The organism is Williamsia sp. Y844 (assembly GCF_056786475.1).
Genome location: NZ_JBXCJB010000004.1, coordinates 541,411 through 559,631, shown reverse-complemented (window position 1 = coordinate 559,631; position 18,221 = coordinate 541,411). Strand labels below are relative to the sequence as shown.

General features: G+C 63.8%; 15 protein-coding genes. 12 read left to right on the top strand and 3 right to left on the bottom strand.

The window, feature by feature from the left end:
• Positions 1 to 41: 41 nt before the first annotated feature.
• Positions 42 to 881, top strand: coding sequence for an NmrA family NAD(P)-binding protein (locus tag AC1TQG_RS23745; RefSeq protein ID WP_482140837.1), 840 nt, complete (start codon positions 42 to 44; stop codon positions 879 to 881).
• A complete protein-coding gene (locus AC1TQG_RS23740; protein WP_482140835.1) occupies positions 881 to 1,357 on the top strand; it encodes an anthrone oxygenase family protein in 477 nt (158 codons plus the stop codon). The genes AC1TQG_RS23745 and AC1TQG_RS23740 overlap by 1 nt, the downstream gene beginning before the upstream one ends.
• A 78-nt stretch (positions 1,358 to 1,435) precedes the next feature.
• Here the strand turns inward: AC1TQG_RS23740 and AC1TQG_RS23735 are convergent, their stop codons facing one another.
• Positions 1,436 to 2,284: an alpha/beta fold hydrolase gene (locus AC1TQG_RS23735; RefSeq protein WP_482140833.1), complete on the bottom strand. Its 849-nt coding sequence runs from the start codon at positions 2,282 to 2,284 to the stop codon at positions 1,436 to 1,438.
• Positions 2,285 to 2,700: 416 nt separating this feature from the next.
• Here AC1TQG_RS23735 and AC1TQG_RS23730 point away from each other — a divergent pair, with 416 nt between their 5' ends.
• Positions 2,701 to 5,238 carry an ATP-dependent Clp protease ATP-binding subunit gene (locus AC1TQG_RS23730; protein WP_482140831.1) on the top strand — a complete coding sequence of 846 codons (2,538 nt, stop codon included), beginning with the start codon at positions 2,701 to 2,703 and terminating at the stop codon, positions 5,236 to 5,238.
• A gap of 134 nt (positions 5,239 to 5,372) precedes the next feature.
• On the opposite strand, the gene kstR is transcribed toward AC1TQG_RS23730, so the two are convergent.
• Positions 5,373 to 6,026 (bottom strand): cholesterol catabolism transcriptional regulator KstR, encoded by a 654-nt coding sequence (gene kstR / locus AC1TQG_RS23725; protein ID WP_482140829.1) that lies wholly within the window; start codon positions 6,024 to 6,026, stop codon positions 5,373 to 5,375.
• 217 nt (positions 6,027 to 6,243) lie between these two features.
• Between kstR and AC1TQG_RS23720 the strand changes: the two genes are divergently transcribed.
• The 7 genes from AC1TQG_RS23720 to AC1TQG_RS23690 all read left to right on the top strand — a co-directional run bounded on the left by AC1TQG_RS23720 (position 6,244) and on the right by AC1TQG_RS23690 (position 15,140).
• Positions 6,244 to 8,448 (top strand): acyl-CoA dehydrogenase family protein, encoded by a 2,205-nt coding sequence (locus AC1TQG_RS23720; protein WP_482140827.1) that lies wholly within the window; start codon positions 6,244 to 6,246, stop codon positions 8,446 to 8,448.
• Between the two features lie 92 nt (positions 8,449 to 8,540).
• Positions 8,541 to 9,599, top strand: coding sequence for an acyl-CoA dehydrogenase family protein (locus AC1TQG_RS23715; protein ID WP_482140825.1), 1,059 nt, complete (start codon positions 8,541 to 8,543; stop codon positions 9,597 to 9,599).
• Between the two features lie 5 nt (positions 9,600 to 9,604).
• The gene (locus AC1TQG_RS23710; protein ID WP_482140823.1) at positions 9,605 to 10,768 is read left to right on the top strand and encodes an acyl-CoA dehydrogenase family protein; all 1,164 of its coding nucleotides are present in this window, start codon (positions 9,605 to 9,607) and stop codon (positions 10,766 to 10,768) included.
• A 13-nt stretch (positions 10,769 to 10,781) separates the two neighbouring features.
• Positions 10,782 to 11,816: a bifunctional MaoC family dehydratase N-terminal/OB-fold nucleic acid binding domain-containing protein gene (locus AC1TQG_RS23705; protein WP_482140821.1), complete on the top strand. Its 1,035-nt coding sequence runs from the start codon at positions 10,782 to 10,784 to the stop codon at positions 11,814 to 11,816.
• Positions 11,813 to 12,298 (top strand): MaoC family dehydratase, encoded by a 486-nt coding sequence (locus tag AC1TQG_RS23700; RefSeq protein ID WP_482140819.1) that lies wholly within the window; start codon positions 11,813 to 11,815, stop codon positions 12,296 to 12,298. Before AC1TQG_RS23705 ends, AC1TQG_RS23700 begins: the two co-directional genes overlap by 4 nt.
• The gene (locus AC1TQG_RS23695; protein ID WP_482140817.1) at positions 12,295 to 13,467 is read left to right on the top strand and encodes a lipid-transfer protein; all 1,173 of its coding nucleotides are present in this window, start codon (positions 12,295 to 12,297) and stop codon (positions 13,465 to 13,467) included. Before AC1TQG_RS23700 ends, AC1TQG_RS23695 begins: the two co-directional genes overlap by 4 nt.
• Positions 13,468 to 13,505: 38 nt before the next feature.
• Positions 13,506 to 15,140, top strand: coding sequence for an AMP-binding protein (locus tag AC1TQG_RS23690; protein ID WP_482140815.1), 1,635 nt, complete (start codon positions 13,506 to 13,508; stop codon positions 15,138 to 15,140).
• Positions 15,141 to 15,170: 30 nt separating this feature from the next.
• Here the strand turns inward: AC1TQG_RS23690 and AC1TQG_RS23685 are convergent, their stop codons facing one another.
• Positions 15,171 to 15,914 carry an SDR family oxidoreductase gene (locus AC1TQG_RS23685; protein WP_482140813.1) on the bottom strand — a complete coding sequence of 248 codons (744 nt, stop codon included), beginning with the start codon at positions 15,912 to 15,914 and terminating at the stop codon, positions 15,171 to 15,173.
• Positions 15,915 to 15,996: 82 nt separating this feature from the next.
• Here AC1TQG_RS23685 and AC1TQG_RS23680 point away from each other — a divergent pair, with 82 nt between their 5' ends.
• Both AC1TQG_RS23680 and AC1TQG_RS23675 read left to right on the top strand, forming a co-directional pair.
• Positions 15,997 to 16,632: a TetR/AcrR family transcriptional regulator gene (locus AC1TQG_RS23680; protein WP_482140811.1), complete on the top strand. Its 636-nt coding sequence runs from the start codon at positions 15,997 to 15,999 to the stop codon at positions 16,630 to 16,632.
• Between the two features lie 269 nt (positions 16,633 to 16,901).
• Positions 16,902 to 18,113 (top strand): HNH endonuclease, encoded by a 1,212-nt coding sequence (locus AC1TQG_RS23675; protein WP_482140809.1) that lies wholly within the window; start codon positions 16,902 to 16,904, stop codon positions 18,111 to 18,113.
• The last annotated feature ends 108 nt before the right edge of the window (positions 18,114 to 18,221 follow it).

Genomic DNA, 18,221 nt, shown 5'->3' with positions numbered 1-18,221 from the left:
AGCCATGGAAACGCTCGTATTGGTCGCCTGTACTGGTTCACATGACAAACACAACAACACCCCGACATCAACGTCCCGTCCTGGTTGTCGGCGCAACCGGCAAAACCGGTGGGCGAGTGGCAGATCGACTCGAACGATCGGGTCTGCCGGTCCGGCGGGCAAGCCGCACATCGACCACACATTTTGATTGGACCGACCGCGGAACCTGGAAGTCCGCGCTCGAAGGTGCAGGCGCGGTCTACATCACCTACCAGCCAGATTTGATCGTGCCTGCCTCGGTCGACGACATCACCGCCTTTGTCGCCGCGGCCGGCGAGGCCGGTGTCGACCGGCTCGTCCTGTTGTCCGGGCGCGGTGAACCCGAGGCGCAGGCCTGTGAACAGATCGTCCTACGCGCCGGCATCCCCGCAACAGTGTTGCGGTGCAGCTGGTTTGCGCAGAACTTCAGCGAGGCATTCCTCGTCGACGGTATCCGCGAAGGTGTGGTGGTGCTGCCCGTCGGACCGGTGGGTGAGCCGTTCATCGACGCCGACGACATCGCCGACGCCGCCGTCGAAGCACTGACCGGCACCGGCCACGCCGGCCATGTTTATGAGCTGACCGGCCCGCGATTGCTCAGCTTTGCCGACGCCACCGCAGAGATCGGTGAAATACTCGGCCGCGACATCGCATTCCTGACGGTTCCCGATGGCGACTATCGCGCCGCGATGCTGGCCGAAGGCATCGGCTCGGAGTACGCGGACATGGTGATGGCACTGTTCGGAACGTTGTTCGACGGCCGCAATGAATCGGTGACCGGCGGCGTCTTCGAGATCCTCGGACGCGAACCCGGCGACTTCTCCGATGTGGTGAAAAAGGCGTCCATACAAGGAGTTTGGTGATGGCGATGGTCCGGGAGTCGGTGCTGGTCCTCGGAGTGGTGGCGGTGGGCCTGATGGCCGGGCTGTACTCGGCTTTCGCCTGCGCCGTGATGCCAGGTCTGCGGCGCGTCGACGACAGATCTTTTGTCGCGGTCATGCAACGGATCAACGTCGCCATCGTCAATCCGATCTTCCTGCTGGTCTTCTTCGGTGGCCTGGCTTTCACAGTGGTCGCCGCCGTGCTCTACCGCGACCACCGGCTGCTGTGGTGGATCGTGGCAGGCGCGGTCCTCTACGGATTGACGCTGATCACCACCGCCGCCTTCAACATCCCGCTCAACAATCAGATCGCCGCAGCCGGAGATCCCGATCGGATCAGCGACCTACGCGCGGTCCGGGTGGCTTTCGAGGAACCCTGGGTGCGGTGGAACATCGTCCGGGCGGTGGTGAACACCGGTGCACTGGCGGTGCTCGTCACCGGTCTGGTGACGCGATAGTCGAGTGGGTGCCGGGGTTCGAAGCCTGGTCGAGATGAGCCCTGCCCTCCGGCGCTGCGGCTGAGCGTCGCGCAGGCGTCAGTTATGCGATTGCGTCGAGATTCTCGTGATCTCGTCGACCACTGCGGCGGGATCATCCAGTGACACAAATGTTCTCGCGCCCGGAACCTCAGCGAATCGCGCTTTGGGGAACTGAGCGGCCAGGCGTCGGCCGAGGGCGGGTGTGAAGCACTTGTCTGCGGTGCCCCACACGAGCGTCACCGGTTTGTCGAAGGCACCCAACCGCCCGGTCACCTTGTTCAATTCGGATGGGCGGATGTTCGAGAACAATCTCCTGATGTCACGCCGGATCTGCGCGGATTCGCGGGCCGGTGCCACCCAGCGTTCGGTGAGGTCGGGCGGGAGATCCTTCGCCAACAGGCCGAACCCCGCCGGTGAGTGGCGAATTGCCTTGGACCGCATCAGCTTCAATGCGGGGGACAGTACGCCGGGCACCTTCAAGAGCGAGAAGATGGCATTGAAGGGAAACGGCGGGAAGGTGTCGAAGGCGTCGCAATTGGTGAGCACCAGCCGCCCGATGTTCTCGCCGTGGGCGTCCACGGTGAACTGGCACAGTGCACCCCCGGTGTCATTGCCGACGAGCGTCACATCGTCGAGGTCGAGGCCGACGATCAATTCGCGGATCAGGCCGGCAATTCCGGCGGGGCTCAAGTCCGCATCGAGTTTCATCGGAATCCGATGTGAACCGAGTGGGAGGGTTGGCAGATGACATCGGAACCCCGCAGTGGCCAGACCGGTTGCGACGTCGCGCCACAGTTCGGCGTCGACCAACGCGCCGTGGATGAACAGCACCGGCGGTAAAGGGGAGTCGTCGGGGCCGACGGATGTGTACTCGATGGTCCCGAGAGTGGTCTCGACGGTTGCCATGATGGGTATCCTTCCAGGGGATCGCCGCGCAGTCCGGGGTTTATATGGGAGCGCTCTGCCGAGCCCCGCAAAGCACGCCGCGAGATGCCCTATTTCACCCGCCGGTTGATTAAGTCCACGACGATCGAATGACCTGCACCGCGTTCGCTGACGGCGTATCGCATGGCGAATACCCGCCCGAGCTGCAGTGTTGATGGATTAAAGGGTCCGAAACCGGGCCCGCCGGGGGCGTAGGCCGACACATCTGCGGTGCCGGTGACCTGCGGCCATTAGACTGAGACCAAGGCCGCTGAGGGTGACGTTTGGATGTTGCCGTCGGCATAGGCCCACCCTGGGAAGATGGACGCCTGTGGACCAGTCAGACTGGACCCGAAGCTGCAGGTCGTGCTCGACCCATTGAAACGTAAGGGAGAACAATGTTCGAACGGTTCACCGACCGCGCTCGTCGGGTTGTAGTCCTGGCTCAAGAAGAAGCGCGGATGCTCAATCACAACTACATCGGTACCGAGCACATCCTGCTGGGTCTGATCCACGAGGGCGAAGGCGTTGCCGCCAAGTCGCTCGAGTCGTTGGGGATCTCGCTCGAAGGCGTACGCAGCCAGGTCGAGGAGATCATCGGCCAGGGTCAGCAGGCACCGTCCGGTCACATTCCCTTCACTCCCCGCGCGAAGAAGGTCCTCGAGCTCTCGCTGCGTGAGGCCCTGCAGCTCGGCCACAACTACATCGGCACCGAGCACATCCTGCTCGGCCTCATCCGCGAGGGCGAGGGCGTAGCGGCCCAGGTGCTGGTCAAGCTCGGCGCCGACCTCAACCGGGTGCGCCAGCAGGTCATCCAGCTCCTCTCGGGCTACCAGGGCAAAGAGCCTCAGGAAGCCGGCACGGGCGGTCGCAGCACGGAGGCCGGTACGCCGTCGACCTCGCTTGTCCTCGATCAGTTCGGTCGCAACCTGACCGCGGCTGCTGCCGAGGGCAAACTCGACCCGGTCATCGGGCGCGAGAAGGAAATCGAACGCGTCATGCAGGTGCTGAGCCGCCGCACCAAGAACAACCCGGTGCTCATCGGTGAACCCGGCGTCGGTAAGACCGCTGTCGTCGAGGGCCTGGCCCAGGCGATCGTGAACGGCAATGTTCCCGAGACGCTCAAGGACAAGCAGCTCTACACCCTCGACCTCGGGTCGCTGGTTGCCGGTAGCCGCTACCGCGGTGACTTCGAAGAGCGCCTGAAGAAGGTTCTCAAGGAGATCAACACCCGCGGCGACATCATCCTGTTCATCGACGAGCTGCACACGCTCGTCGGCGCAGGTGCTGCCGAAGGCGCCATCGACGCCGCCAGCATCCTCAAGCCGAAGCTCGCCCGCGGTGAGCTGCAGACCATCGGTGCGACCACCCTCGACGAGTACCGCAAGTACATCGAGAAGGACGCCGCACTCGAGCGCCGGTTCCAGCCGGTGCAGGTCGGCGAGCCGAGTGTCGAGCACACCATCCAGATCCTTCGGGGTCTGCGGGACCGCTACGAGTCGCATCACCGCGTCTCCATCACCGACGGTGCACTGACGGCCGCGGCCACCCTGGCGGACCGGTACATCAACGACCGCTTCCTGCCGGACAAGGCGATCGACCTGATCGACGAGGCCGGCGCCCGGATGCGTATCCGCCGGATGACCGCACCGCCAGACCTGCGCGAGTTCGACGACCGGATCGCCGACGCCCGCAAAGAGAAGGAATCGGCGATCGACGCCCAGGACTTCGAGAAGGCCGCGAACCTGCGCGACAAGGAGAAGCAGCTCGTCACCGAGCGCGCCGAGCGTGAAAAGCAGTGGCGCAGTGGCGACATGGACATCGTTGCCGAGGTCGATGACAACGAGATCGCCGAGGTCCTCGGTAACTGGACCGGTATCCCCGTCTTCAAGCTCACCGAGGAGGAGACCACCCGTCTGCTCCGTATGGAAGACGAGCTGCACAAGCGGATCATCGGCCAGACCGAAGCGGTCAGGGCCGTCTCCAAGGCGATCCGTCGTACCCGCGCCGGTCTGAAAGACCCCAAGCGTCCGTCCGGTTCGTTCATCTTCGCCGGCCCGTCCGGTGTCGGTAAGACCGAGCTGTCCAAGGCGCTGGCGAACTTCCTGTTCGGCGAGGACGACGCGCTCATCCAGATCGACATGGGCGAGTTCCACGACCGGTTCACCGCGTCGCGGCTCTTCGGTGCCCCTCCCGGCTACGTCGGATACGAAGAGGGCGGCCAGCTCACCGAGAAGGTGCGCCGCAAGCCGTTCTCCGTCGTGCTGTTCGACGAGATCGAGAAGGCACACCAGGAGATCTACAACACGCTCCTGCAGGTGCTCGAGGACGGCCGTCTCACCGACGGTCAGGGTCGTACGGTCGACTTCAAGAACACCGTCCTGATCTTCACCTCGAACCTCGGTACGGGCGACATCTCCAAGGCCGTGGGTCTGGGCTTCTCCCAGTCCGGCGCCGAGGGCTCGAACTACGAGCGGATGAAGCAGAAGGTCAACGACGAGCTCAAGAAGCACTTCCGGCCCGAGTTCCTCAACCGTATCGACGACGTCATCGTGTTCCATCAGCTCACGAAGGACGAGATCATCAAGATGGTCGATCTGATGATCGCCCGCGTCGAGACGCAGCTGCGGAACAAGGACATGGCTCTGGAGCTGACGGACAAGGCCAAGGCCCTGCTCGCCAAGCGCGGCTTCGATCCGGTCCTGGGTGCGCGGCCACTGCGTCGCACCATCCAGCGTGAGATCGAGGATCAGCTGTCCGAGAAGATCCTGTTCAACGAGATCGGTGCAGGCGAGATCATCCTCGTCGACGTCGAGAACTGGGACGGCGAAGACGAGGGCGAAGACGCCAAGTTCACCTTCAAGGGTTCGAAGAAGCCGATCGCGCTTCCCGACACCCCGGTGGAACTGGCCAAGACCGGCGACTCCGAGAAATAGTCGATAGAAAGTAAGGGGCGCAACCACGAAAGTGGTTGCGCCCCTTCTTTTTGCAGGCACAGACAGAAGCACCCGTTCCGGTCAAAAACACACGTTGCAACGAGTGTTTTTGACTGGAACGGGTGCTTTTGTGGCTATTGTGCTGCGGCGTCCTTGTTGTCGCGGCCGGCGAGCAGGAGCGTGATCGTCAACTCCAGGCGGTTGGTGACGTCGGTGGCCGAGGCCCGGCGGGTCAGCCACTGCACTAGATTCGACATCCAGACGTCGGAGACGACGCGGGCGATCTTCAGGTCGAGATCGCCGGGCTCGCCTTCGACCATGGCATTGGCGAGCAGACGGTCGATGATCCTCGCGACCTTGTCGACCTCTGCGGAGGCCGATGCATCGGCGAACATGAATGCGCGGGTCATTGCTTCGGTCAGCAGCGGATCACGTTGCATGGCAAGGGTGATCATGTCCAGGACGTGGCGCAGACGCTCGAGTGGCGTGTCTCCGCGGAGGCGGGTCTTGTCGGCGCGGGCCTCGACGCCTTCGAACTCGCGGGCCAGGGCGGTGACGAGTAGGTGCACCTTCGAGGGGAAATAACGATAAAGGGTTCCGACGGCAACGTCGGCACGGTCGGCGACGGCGCGCATCTGTACGGCGTCGTAGCCGCCCTTTGACGCGAGGGCAAGCGTCGCGTCGAGGATGCGGCGTCTACGTTCACGCTGGGCGTTGGAGCCGAGGTCGATCTCGGTACCGACGGCAGCATCGCTGACCGAACCGCCGGTGGGATTCGGGCTTGCCATCAGTGGACGACCTCTTTCGTTTCTGCGCCCAGTGGGCCCTGGTTTCTGTGGTTGACCGTTTTTGCAGGTGGTCAACTACACATTAATCGCTGGCACCGAAAATGCGATTTGGAGGCCGCGTGCCGCAGCCCCTTTCATTCTGCCGCCTCGAACGTGCAATATTAGAACAGGTTCTACTACGCACCGACAACTCCGAGTAGTCAGGATGTCCAGGCCCATGACGATCGCTACCACTCAAGAACATACCGCTGTGGCCGATGCAATTGGTCAATGGTCCAAAAAGGTGTCGGCAATCACCTCGGTCCGGGCGGCCGAACCCGGATCCGACGTGCAGGCCGATGCCTGGCCTGCACTGTTCCCCGAACTGGCGGGTCTAGGGGTGTTCGCGGCCGCGGTACCGGAGAGCCAGGGCGGAATGGACGCGATGTTCATCGATCTCGCCGTCATGCTCGAGCAAACGGGCTACGGACTCGTCCCCGGTCCGGTAGCCGGAACGGCCATCGGTGCCCTGCTGGCAGCGGTGACAGGCGCACCGAATGAGAACGCGTTACTCGGGCAGTTGCTGGCCGGTGAGGTCGGCGTCGCGATCGCAACGGCTGTGCTGACGGGCGGTGGCGTGGTCCTGTCGACCGAAACCGAACGCGGCGTCCTGTCGGCCGACGGTGACCTCGGACTGGTCGCCGGGTACGCAGATGGTGTCGCGCTGCTGGCGCCGGTGGACATCGCGGGAAGCCGGCGGTGGGTGCTGCTGGAACCGAAAACGCCGGGTGTGGTCGCCGACAAAGTCGAGGGCATCGACTTCTCGATGGACCTCGCTCGGGTCCGGTTCGAACAGGTCCGGATCCCCGCTCACGAGGTCCTGCACGTCTCGGATTCGTTTGTGCGGGCCACGGTCATCGCCGGGATCGCCGCTCAGGCGGCCGGAGTTGCCCGCTGGTGCCTCGACACCGCCGTCGAGTACGCCAAGGTGCGGGAACAGTTCGGCGCGCCGATCGGCAGCTTTCAGGCCGTCAAACACATCTGCGCGGAAATGCTCTGTCGCAGCGAACTGGTCGGCGCCGCGGCCTGGGACCTCGCCGAGGCCATCGACGAACTCACCGAAGCCGACAGTGCCGACCGCGAGGCGGCGACGGCGCAGCTGGAGATCAGCGCCGCGGCGGCAGCGGCGGTGGTCGCCGAATTGACCGTGGCGAACGCCAAGGACTGTATTCAGGTACTCGGCGGGATCGGGTTCACCTTCGAACACGATGCGCACCTCTACCTGCGTCGGGCGCTGGCCTGGCAGGCCCAGCTCGGGGGCCCGGGGTGGTGGCGCAGGCAGGTTGCCGAACTGAACCGGTCCGGGGTCCGTCGAACGTTCACGATCGATCTGGGGGACGCCGAGCGCGACCGCCCGCAGGTTCGGGAGCAGGCGGAGTCCATTGCGGCCGCGACGGATCAGCGCCTGGCACTTGCTGCCACCGGATACCTGACGCCACATTGGCCAACGCCGTACGGACTCGGCGCCGACGCGTCGCATCAGGTGCTCATCGATTCCGAATTGGAACGAGCGGGCGTCCGTCGTCCGGACCTGGTGATTGCGGGGTGGGCGATCCCGACGATCGTCGCGCACGGCACCGACGCGCAGCGCGAACGCTTTGTGCGGGCGACGCTCGACGGCGAGTTGTTGTGGTGCCAGCTGTTTTCCGAGCCGGGGGCGGGTTCGGACCTCGCCTCGCTGCGGACCAAGGCCACGAAGGTCGACGGCGGCTGGCGGCTGCAGGGTCAGAAGGTCTGGTCGTCGCACGCGCACGATGCCGATTGGGCGATTTGCCTGGCGCGAACCAATCCTGATGTCCCCAAGCACAAGGGGATCACGTATTTCCTCGTCGACATGAAGTCGGCAGGCATTCAGACGCGGCCGCTGCGCGAGTTGACCGGCCGGTCACTGTTCAACGAGGTCTTTCTTGATGACGTGTTCGTCCCCGACGACTGTGTGGTCGGGGAGGTCGACAACGGCTGGCGCCTGGCGCGCACCACGCTGGCCAACGAGCGAGTGGCGATGGGTGGCTCGGCCCTCGGCAAGGAGATGGAAGCGCTTCTCGAGCAGATCGGTGACTCGGTGCTGACCGATGCGCAGACCGAAGGTCTCGGCGATCTCATCGTGCAGGCGCAGCTCGGGCAGGTCCTGGATCTGCGGACGGTGCTCGGGTCGATCAACGGGACGGATCCGGGGGCGGTGGCCGGTGTCCGCAAGCTGATCGGGGTTCGGCATCGGCAATCGGTGCCCGAGTTCGCGCAACAATGCCGTGGTACCGAAGGCCTGGCCTTGTCCGCGGCTGCCGACACGTTCCTGCTGAACCGGTGTCTGTCCATTGCGGGTGGCACCACCCAGATCCTGCTGACGGCCACGGCCGAGAGGCTGCTGGGTCTGCCCCGGTGAGGTGCGGCCGCAGCTTGGCGCAAGTCGAAACGGACACCGTGTTCGTCTGATACAACTAGAACAAGTTCTAATTCTTTGGAGGGGTGTAGAACGTGGATTTCACGCTGGATTCCACCGCCCAAACTGTGAGCGATGTCATGGACTCGGTGCTGGAACGGCACGAGACGGTCTGGGACGCGAATCTGACAGATCGCGGGGGGTTCGAGACAACGTTGTGGTCGGCGCTGGCCGGTGGCGGTGTTCTGGCGCTGCCATTGCCGGAGAGCCAGGGCGGCGATGACGTCGGTGTCGGTGGGCTGCTCCCCGTCGCCACCGCGTTGGGACGGTCCGCGGCCGTGACACCCGCGATCGGGACCCTGATCTCGGGGCTGGCGCCACTGGCCGCCCGGGCTCCCGACGTGGCGGTCGAACTCGGCGCCGCAGTGCAATCGGGTGGTTGGTTGGCTGCGGCCATCAACGAGCCGGGCGCGGCGATGACGGCCACACCGCACACCTCGGTGTCGGGCGGAAAGTTGACCGGGACCAAAACCGGTGTGCTGCATGCCGAGGGTGCGAGCGCCCTGCTCGTCGCCGCAGACGCGGGCGTAGCTGTCGTCGCCGGTGATGACCCGGGAGTGACCATCACCAGGACGACCTCGTCGTGCGGATGGGGCGAGTACACAGTCGAATTCGACAACGTGCCGGTCCGGACCATCCTCGAGGGCGATCCGGATTGGCTCATCGAGCACCACGCGCTCGGCATCGCCGCCTACGCCGACGGATTGGTCGCCGGTGCGATGAAGCTGACGGCCACCCACGTCACCGAGCGAGTCCAGTTCGACAAGCCCATCGGGACGTTCCAGGCCGTACAGCAGCAACTCGCCGACATCTACGTGGTGGCTCGGTCGATGACACTGGCGACCACGGCGGCCGGCTGGCGTTTATCCGAAGGTCTTGATGCGGGCCCGGATCTGGCGGTGGCCACGTACTGGCTGGCGCAGGAGGTCCCGGCCACGATGCGGACGATGGTCCACCTCCATGGCGGCATCGGTGTCGACCTCACGTACCCGTTGCACCGGTACTTCTCGATCGCCAAGGATCTCGCGCGTCTGGTGGGTGGACCCACCAGCCGCCTCGATGCACTGGCCGAGCAGGTAGAGGCAGGAGCGTAAACCCGATGTTCATCGATCTCACCCCCGAGCAGCGCAGCCTGAAAGCGGAGCTGCGCGAATACTTTTCGACGCTGGTCTCCGAGACCGATGCCGAAGTGATGCTCACCGAGCGACACGGACCCACTTACCGCAAGGTGATCCGGCAGATGGGCAAGGACGGCTGGCTCGGTGTCGGATGGCCGAAGGAATACGGTGGCCGCGGATTTGGCCACATCGAACAGCAGATCTTCGTCAACGAGGCCGCTCGCGCCGATGTCCCGTTGCCTTCGGTGACGCTGCAGACGGTCGGACCGACTCTGCAGCTCTACGGCAACGAGGAGCAGAAGCAACGGTTCTTGCCTGCGATCCTCGCCGGTGAGGTCCACTTCGCGATCGGTTACACCGAACCCGATGCCGGCACCGACCTCGCATCGCTCAAGACCACCGCGGTCCAGAGCGGCGACGAGTACATCGTCAACGGACAGAAGATCTTCACCACCGGCGGCCACGACGCCGACTTCGTGTGGCTGGCCTGCCGGACCGATAAGGACGTCGCCAAGCACAAGGGCATCTCGATCCTGATCGTCGACACCACCGACCCCGGATACAGCTGGACCCCGATCATCACCGCCGACCATGCCCATCACGTCAACGCCACGTACTACTCGGATGTGGTGGTGCCTGCCAACATGGTGGTTGGTGAGGTCAACGGCGGATGGCGGCTCATCACCACACAGCTCAACCACGAGCGCGTCATGCTCGGTCCCGCCGGACGACTCGACGGGCTCCTCGCCCGCATCACCGAGTGGGCGGAGCGCCCGGGCCCCGACGGCACCGTTCCGGCAAAGCACACGGACGTGAAACGTGCTCTGGCAGAGCTGCATGCCTACTACCGGATCAACGAGCTGCTCAACTGGCAGGTGGCAGCAGGCGGTGATTCGATCTCGATGGCCGATGCCGCGGCAACGAAGGTCTTCGCCACCGAACGGCTACAGCACGTCCACCGGTTGATCGACGAGATCCTGGGCAGGCACGGAGATTTCTCCGACCCGCAGACCGCCGCGCTCGCCGACTGGTTCGACGTCCAGGCCAAACGCAACGTCGTGATCACCTTCGGTGGCGGTGTCAACGAGGTGATGCGCGAGATGATCGCCACCGCCGGGCTCGGTCTACCCCGCGGAAAGCGCTGAGAGGAGCCATTCCATGACAACTGTTGATACGTCGACGATCATCGCGGCCACCGACCGCGTCCGGGCTGCGGGCACCAGCGCTCCGGTGGCAGGCCGCGACCCCATCAACACAGCCATGATCAACAACTGGACCGAGGCCATCGGGGACAACAACCCGATCTACGTCGACGACGATGCCGCCCGCGCTGCGGGATACGACGGCATCGTGGCTCCTCCGGCGATGGCGCAGGTGTGGACGATGCGGGGACTGGCCAGGGTGCGCGCCGACGACGACCCACTCGGTCAGGTGACACAGATTCTCGACGACGCGGGCTACACGTCAGTTGTCGCGACCAACTGTGATTCGACCTACCACCGGTACACGAAGCCTGGTGAAGAGGTGACCATCGAGGCCGCCCTGACAGATGTGGTGGGGCCCAAGCAGACCGGCCTCGGCGAAGGCTGGTTCTTCACCACCAGGAACACCTGGAAGGTCGGCGACGAAGTTGTCGCCGAGATGGATTTCCGGATCCTCAAGTTCCGACCGCCCGCCAAGGATCCGATTTCGGATAGGGATCCTGGGCCACCCGCGGCCGACAGCGCGGTGATCTCATCACTCGGTTCACCGGCCGACGATTTCGATCCGGCAAAGATGATGCGTCCCACCCCATCTCTGGATACGCTGTTCTTCTGGGACGGCGTACGCGAGCACGAGCTGCGCATCCAAAAACTCGAGGACGGATCGCTGCGGCATCCGCCGGTGCCGGCGATCTGGAAGGCCAAGGGCGAGGAGACCGACTACGTGGTCGCCACCGGTCTGGGCAGTGTCTACAGCTACGTGGTGCACCATGCCCCGAAGGTTCCGGGCCGAAAGTTGCCGTTTGTCATCGCGCTCGTCGAACTCGACGAAGGTGTACGGCTTTTGGGCGAGCTCCGCGGGGTCGAACCCGAGCAGGTCGAGATCGGGCTTCCGGTACGTGTTGAATTCCTTGACTTCCCGGCGGTCGACGATGCCGCCGCCTGGACGCTGTATGCGTGGCAGCCCGCCGGAACAGGAGTGCAGCAATGAATGTTCCCCCCGCGGTACCCACAGTTGTCCCGCCCGCCAACCCTCCCGCAGCAGTAGTCGGTCTTGAACTGCCGACTCTCACAGTGGACGCGACACCGACCTTCGTGGTTTCGACGGCCTTGGCCACCAGGGACTTTCAGGATGTCCACCACGACCGCGACCTCGCTCACCAGAAGGGGTCGAAGGACATCTTTGTCAACATCCTCACCGACACCGGACTGGTGCAGCGGTACATCACCGACTGGGCCGGGCAGCGCGCGCAGATTCGGTCGATCAAGCTACGACTCGGTGTGCCCTGGTATGCCTACGACACCTTGACGCTCACCGGCACCGTGAGCGCGGTGGATGACGGTCTGGTGACGGTCGACGTGGTCGGCAAGGACAGCCTCGGAAACCACGTGACGTCGGTGGTGACACTGGTGATGGACCATACGAACGTCAGTGCACCGGCGGGAAAAAGTGAAGCGGGAGCGAGCCGATGAGCGGGTTGTCCGGTAAGGCAGCGATTGTCGGTATCGGCGCCACCGACTTCTCCAAGAACTCGGGACGCAGCGAACTGCGGCTCGCGGCCGAAGCTGTCACCGCGGCGCTTGCGGACGCCGGATTGACACCGGCAGACGTGGACGGACTGGTCTCGTTCACCATGGACACCAACACCGAGATCGCGGTCGCCCGCGCCTCGGGCATCGGTGAGTTGAAGTACTTCTCTCGCATCCACTTCGGTGGGGGAGCAGCGTGCTCCACCGTGCAGCAGGCGGCGATGGCGGTGGCGACCGGGGTTGCCGATGTGGTGGTGGCCTACCGGGCCTTCAATGAGCGGTCGGGCATGCGGTTCGGCCAGGTGAACACCTCGCTGGTCGCGCAGGACAACTCGTCGGGCACCGACAACGCCTTCAGCTATCCACATGGGCTAAGTACCCCGGCTGCGTTCGTGGCAATGGTGGCCCAGCGATACATGTACGAATATGGCGCCACCAGTGCAGATTTCGGCCAGATCGCGGTGGTGGATCGCAAGCATGCAGCGGTCAATCCCGAGGCTTTCTTCTACGGCAAACCCATCACGCTCGACGATCACCAGAACTCGCGGTACATCGCCGAGCCCCTCCATCTCCTTGATTGCTGCCAAGAATCCGATGGTGGGGTGGCGATTGTGGTGGTGTCGGCCGAGCGCGCCAAGGATCTACCGCATACGCCGGTCGTCATCGCTGGTGCTGCATCGGGCAGCGGTGAAAACCAGTACATAATGACCAGCTACTACCGCGACGACATCGCCGGACTCCCCGAGATGGGGTTGGTGGGCAGGCAGTTGTGGGAGCAGTCGGAACTTCGCCCCGACGACATGGATGTCGCGATCCTCTACGACCACTTCACGCCGTACACGTTGATGCAGCTCGAGGAGCTCGGATTTTGCGGTCGCGGTGAGGCGAAAGATCTTGTCCGCGAACCCGGTGCACTCGAAGTGGGTGGCAGGCTGCCGCTCAACACCCACGGTGGGCAACTCGGGGAGGCGTACATCCACGGGATGAACGGCATCGCCGAAGCTGTCCGACAGCTTCGTGGTGACTCGGTCAACCAGGTCGACGGCGCAGGTGCAGTGGTGGTCACCGCCGGCACCGGAGTCCCGACCAGTGGTCTTGTCCTGACCGCATAGTTCGTGCCCTCATTCTCGTCGCAAAGGAGATTTCTCAGATGGCCTTCAACCTTGCCGATGTATTCGAGACCGTCGCCGACTCGGTTCCCGACCGGATTGCGTTGACCTACGAGGGTGTTGATCACAGCTACCGCTTACTCGAACGCGAGTCGAATCAGGTGGCACACATGTTGTCGGCCGCGGGAATCGGTGCCGGCGACCATGTCTCGCTGTTCCTCAAGAACAGCCTGGAGCACGTCACCACCATCCTCGGTGTCATCAAGCTGCGTGCTGTTCCCATCAACATCAACTATCGCTACACACCGGCAGAGCTGCTCTACATCTTCGAGAACTCCGACTCGGTGGCGATAGTTGTCGAAGAACTCGAACATCAGGAGAACCTGGCACAGATCATCGGACAGATCCCGACCCTGCGGACGGTGCTGGTGATCGGGGAGGTCTCCCAAGCGCTGGCCGATGCCGCAACGGAGGCCGGTGTGAGTGTTCTTCCCTTTGCGCCGCAGGGGTATTCGGATGCGCGGGACTTCGAACCCCGGACGGGCGATGAGCTCTGGGTGCTCTACACCGGCGGCACCACCGGCTACCCCAAGGGGGTGATGTGGCGGCACGACGACTTCTTCCACAAGCCGTTGTCGGGCGGTAACCCGTACGAGGACAACAACCCACGCAAGAACCTCGGCGAAGTTGCCGCAGCGGCAAAGGAGTTCCCCGATCTGGCCTTCCTGATCGCGGCACCGCTGATGCACGGCGCGGCGTTGTATTCGCTGTTCACGTTCTTGACCCTGGGTGCGCGCCTGGTATTGATGCGGACGTTTGACCCCGAAAAAGTGGTGCGCTCCATCGAATCCGACAAGGTCAACGTGATCCTGATCGTCGGCGACGGTATGGGTTCGCCCCTTGCAGATGCGATGAACAAGCTGAAGGACGAGGTCGACATGTCGGCCCTGTTCTCGATCACCTCCGGCGGTGCGATCTGGTCGGTCGGTGTGCGAGATCGGATGGTCGCGGCGAAGCCTGATTTGTTGCTGCGCGATAACTTCGGGGCCTCGGAGTCCGGCAACGACGGTGCCTTTGAAGTTCGGGAGGACGGCACGCTGGCGATGCCGCCGTCTTCGAAGATGACGGTGCTCGACGAAAAGCTGGAGCCGATCGAACCAGGCTCCGGTGAGGTGGGGATGATCGCCCGGATCGGGAACGTGCCCCTGGGCTATTACGGGGATGAGGAGAAGTCGGCGCGAACATTCCCCACGTTGCCCGATGGCACCCGGGTGTCTGTGCTCGGCGATATGGCGCACGTCGAGGCCGACGGCACCATCGTCTTCCTCGGACGCGGTTCGCAGTGCATCAACACCGGTGGTGAGAAGGTGTTTGCCGAAGAGGTCGAGGCCTGCCTGCACGCACACCCCGCGGTCGCCGACGCACTGGTGGTCGGGGCCCCCGACGAACGTATGGGCCAGAAGGTCTCGGCCGTGGTAGCGGTCCGCCCGGACCAGACCGCGCCGACGCTCGACGAAATCCAGGAGCATTGCCGAACGATGCTGGCGGGCTACAAGATTCCCCGTCTGCTGGTGTTGGTCGACGAGATCAAGCGGACCCCGGCCGGTAAGGCCGACTACCGGTGGGCCAAGGATGCCGCACTCGGCACATCGGTTTCGGGCGCGGTGAGCAGCTGAGATAGGCCGGAGTCGTTGCGCTGCAAGCGATCAGGCAATTCCTCCGTTGGCGTACAGGGTCTGTCCGTTCACCCACCGTCCCGGACCTGCCAGGAATGCAACGACTTCTGCGATGTCCTCGGGCTCGCCCAGTCGCTCTAGCGGGGCTGCGCTTGCCAGCCGGTTGATCAGTTCGCTCGGTTTGCCCTCGAGGAACAGCGGTGTCGCGGTCGGGCCCGGTGCGACCACGTTGACGGTGATGTCGCGCCCACGTAGTTCGCGCGCGAGTATGAGGGTCAACGCCTCGACGGCCCCCTTGGTTGCGGCATACGCGGCGTAATTCGGTTGTTGCAGACGGGTTATCGAGGTGGAGAAGTTGACAAGCGCACCGCCCGGACGCAGTTTCTGGGCCGCGAGCTGGGACACGACAAACGTTCCTCTGACGTTGGTCCGGTGCATTCGGTCGAAGTCGTCGAGATTCATGTCGGCGACAGGCGCGAGCAGCATGATGCCCGCGGTGTTGACAACGATGTCGACACCACCGAACTGCTCGGCGGTCTGATCGAAGACACGCTCCATCTGGGTCTCGTCCGCAACGTCGCCGCCTGCAGTGATGGCCGTCCCACCGTTCGCGGTGATGCCGTTGGCCACCGCATCGGCTGCCGCCGCCCGTCCGGCGTAGTGGACCACCACGTTGTTTCCGTCGGCTGCGAGGCGTTCGGCGACCGCTCTTCCGATCCCGCCGGAGCCACCGAAGACGATCGCGGTGCGGGCATTGTGATTCTTGCTGACCATGGCCAACTCGCTTATAAGTGGACTAGTTGTACACAAACTGAAATGTAGACTACTTGTACATATGAGGCAAGGGGTGAGGTCAATGACGACGGACAGGTTGCCCGCCGAGAAGGACATCAAGTTGCGCGCCGGAAGAGGGCGCCGCGCCGCAGCGGAAGTGCACCAGGCTGTTCTCGCCGCGACGACGGAGCTGCTGTTCTCCGGTGGCATCAAGGCCGTGACCTTCGACAAGGTCGCAACTCACGCCGGCGTCAGCAAGATGACCTTGTACAAATGGTGGCCGTCCCCAGGGGCGCTCGCACTCGAGGCGTACTTCTCCGCCGTCGAGGTGGAGCTGGGTTTCGAGAACTCCGGCGACCTCGGCCGCGACCTCAAAGCGCAGTTGCATTCGTTCATCCACCTACTCGTCGACACCCCTCGAGGTCGCGTGATCGCAGAGTTGGTGGGACTTTCCCAATCGGATCCCGCGCTCGCCGCAACGATCGAGACGACGTACACGCGGCCGCGCCGTCAACTTGCGGTAGACCGTCTTCGGTTGGCGCAGGAGGCGGGTGTGCTTCGCGACGATATCGACCTCGAAGTCGTGGTCGACCAGTTGTGGGGCGCGGCCTACCACCGGCTGTTGCTCCCGGCGCAACCGCTGACCGTCGCCTTCGCAGACGCTCTGGTCGACAACATTCTCCGCGGCATCGGCACACCCTCCGCGCGAATCGACTGACTGCTCGGTTCGGGGGTGGGGGTGGTTGGTGTGCACTTCTGATCGGCAAGGGCTATTCAGCCATCGGCCGGGTTCGCGTTAGTTGTTTCGCCTGACTATCGAAAGATGCTGCAGCTGAGTCGAATTGGCCCAGCAACACCCTTGCGAACATGTGTTCGAGTAGGTACAGTGGAATCAATCGGCCACAAGCACGACGTATCTGACGCCTTCCCCGCAGACACATCCGGTCGACCTCCCGGTTTGCTCTTGTCCTTGGAAGGTGCTGTGCTATGCGACTTCTCGAGATGGTTGACGATCTGGTCGACCTGGTCTTACCGGATGATCCAACTGCCACGCTGGGTATGGCGAAGGATCTGATAACCCTGCGCAACGCCGCCGAGCATCAACTAGCGGTGTGCGCCGCGGTGATCGACGGGTCGGGTATCGCCCGTAAGGAGGGATCGACCACGTCTAAGTTGTTGCAGGCCAATGGTGCGGCACCGGTATCGGCGTATCGGTGGTTGCGCGTCGGACCGGGCCTCGCCGGTCTGGATCGTACTGCCGGGTATTCGAGGGACGGGTTTCTGTCGTCCGAGCATGTCGATGCGGTGGTCAAAGGTGTTGCGCATGTCCTCGGGCGGTCCGAGGATCCGATCACCGCTGAGCAGCAGATCGAGTTCGAACGGAAACTGTTGAACCACGCCATCTCCGGAGCACCACCGGCAGAGATCAGCGCGGCGGCCCGAACGCTGGGGAATGAGGTGGCGAAGGACACCGGCGGTCCACCGCCGGCTGAAGACCGGTCACTGAACAGCCTGGACTATGCAGTCCGTGAAGGTCGCTGTGTCGGCACGTTCGATGTGGATGCGGTGATCGGGGAAAAGTTGTTCTCCGCGTTGGACTTCTGGTCCAAAGCACGCCCCGAACCGGACGGTTCGGATGACAGTCGAAGCCCCACCCAACGCCGGGCTGATGCGCTGCACCAGTTATTGGATTGCGGCGGTGGCGAGCAAACGCTGGTGTCGGCGCCGCGAACCGAAGTGATGGTCACCGTGCCCGCCGATCATCCCGAGGCTGCCACGTTGCCGTGGATGGGTCCGATCACCGAAGCGACCGCCGCAACGTTGGCCTGCGATTCATCAATCACCTCGATCACCCTCGACGGGCAGGACGTCCCGGTCGATATGAGTCCACCGAAACGGCTGTTCAAAGGGCTTGTGCGCAAAGCGATCATCATCCGCGACACCTGCTGTGTGAAATGTGGTGCCAAGGCAGGCTGGTCGGACTGTCACCACATCGTGCACTTTGTTGATGGCGGTGCCACCACCCTCGACAACGGGTGCTTGCTGTGCCGCACCTGTCACATGGCGGTTCACAACACCGGGTGGGACGTGATCATGGGCTCCGACGGACACCCGTGGATGATTCCGCCCGCCGATATCGATCCGCAGCGAAGACCACTACCGGCCTACAACAGACGAACCCTGACGCTCGCCGCCTGAACCAACTTTCCACCACCAGCGCACCCGAGATCTTGTCGGGACCGCGCACGCATCTTTGACAACTCCATAGTGTGAAAACGCACGATGCTGCCGTCCAGACGAGCTGTG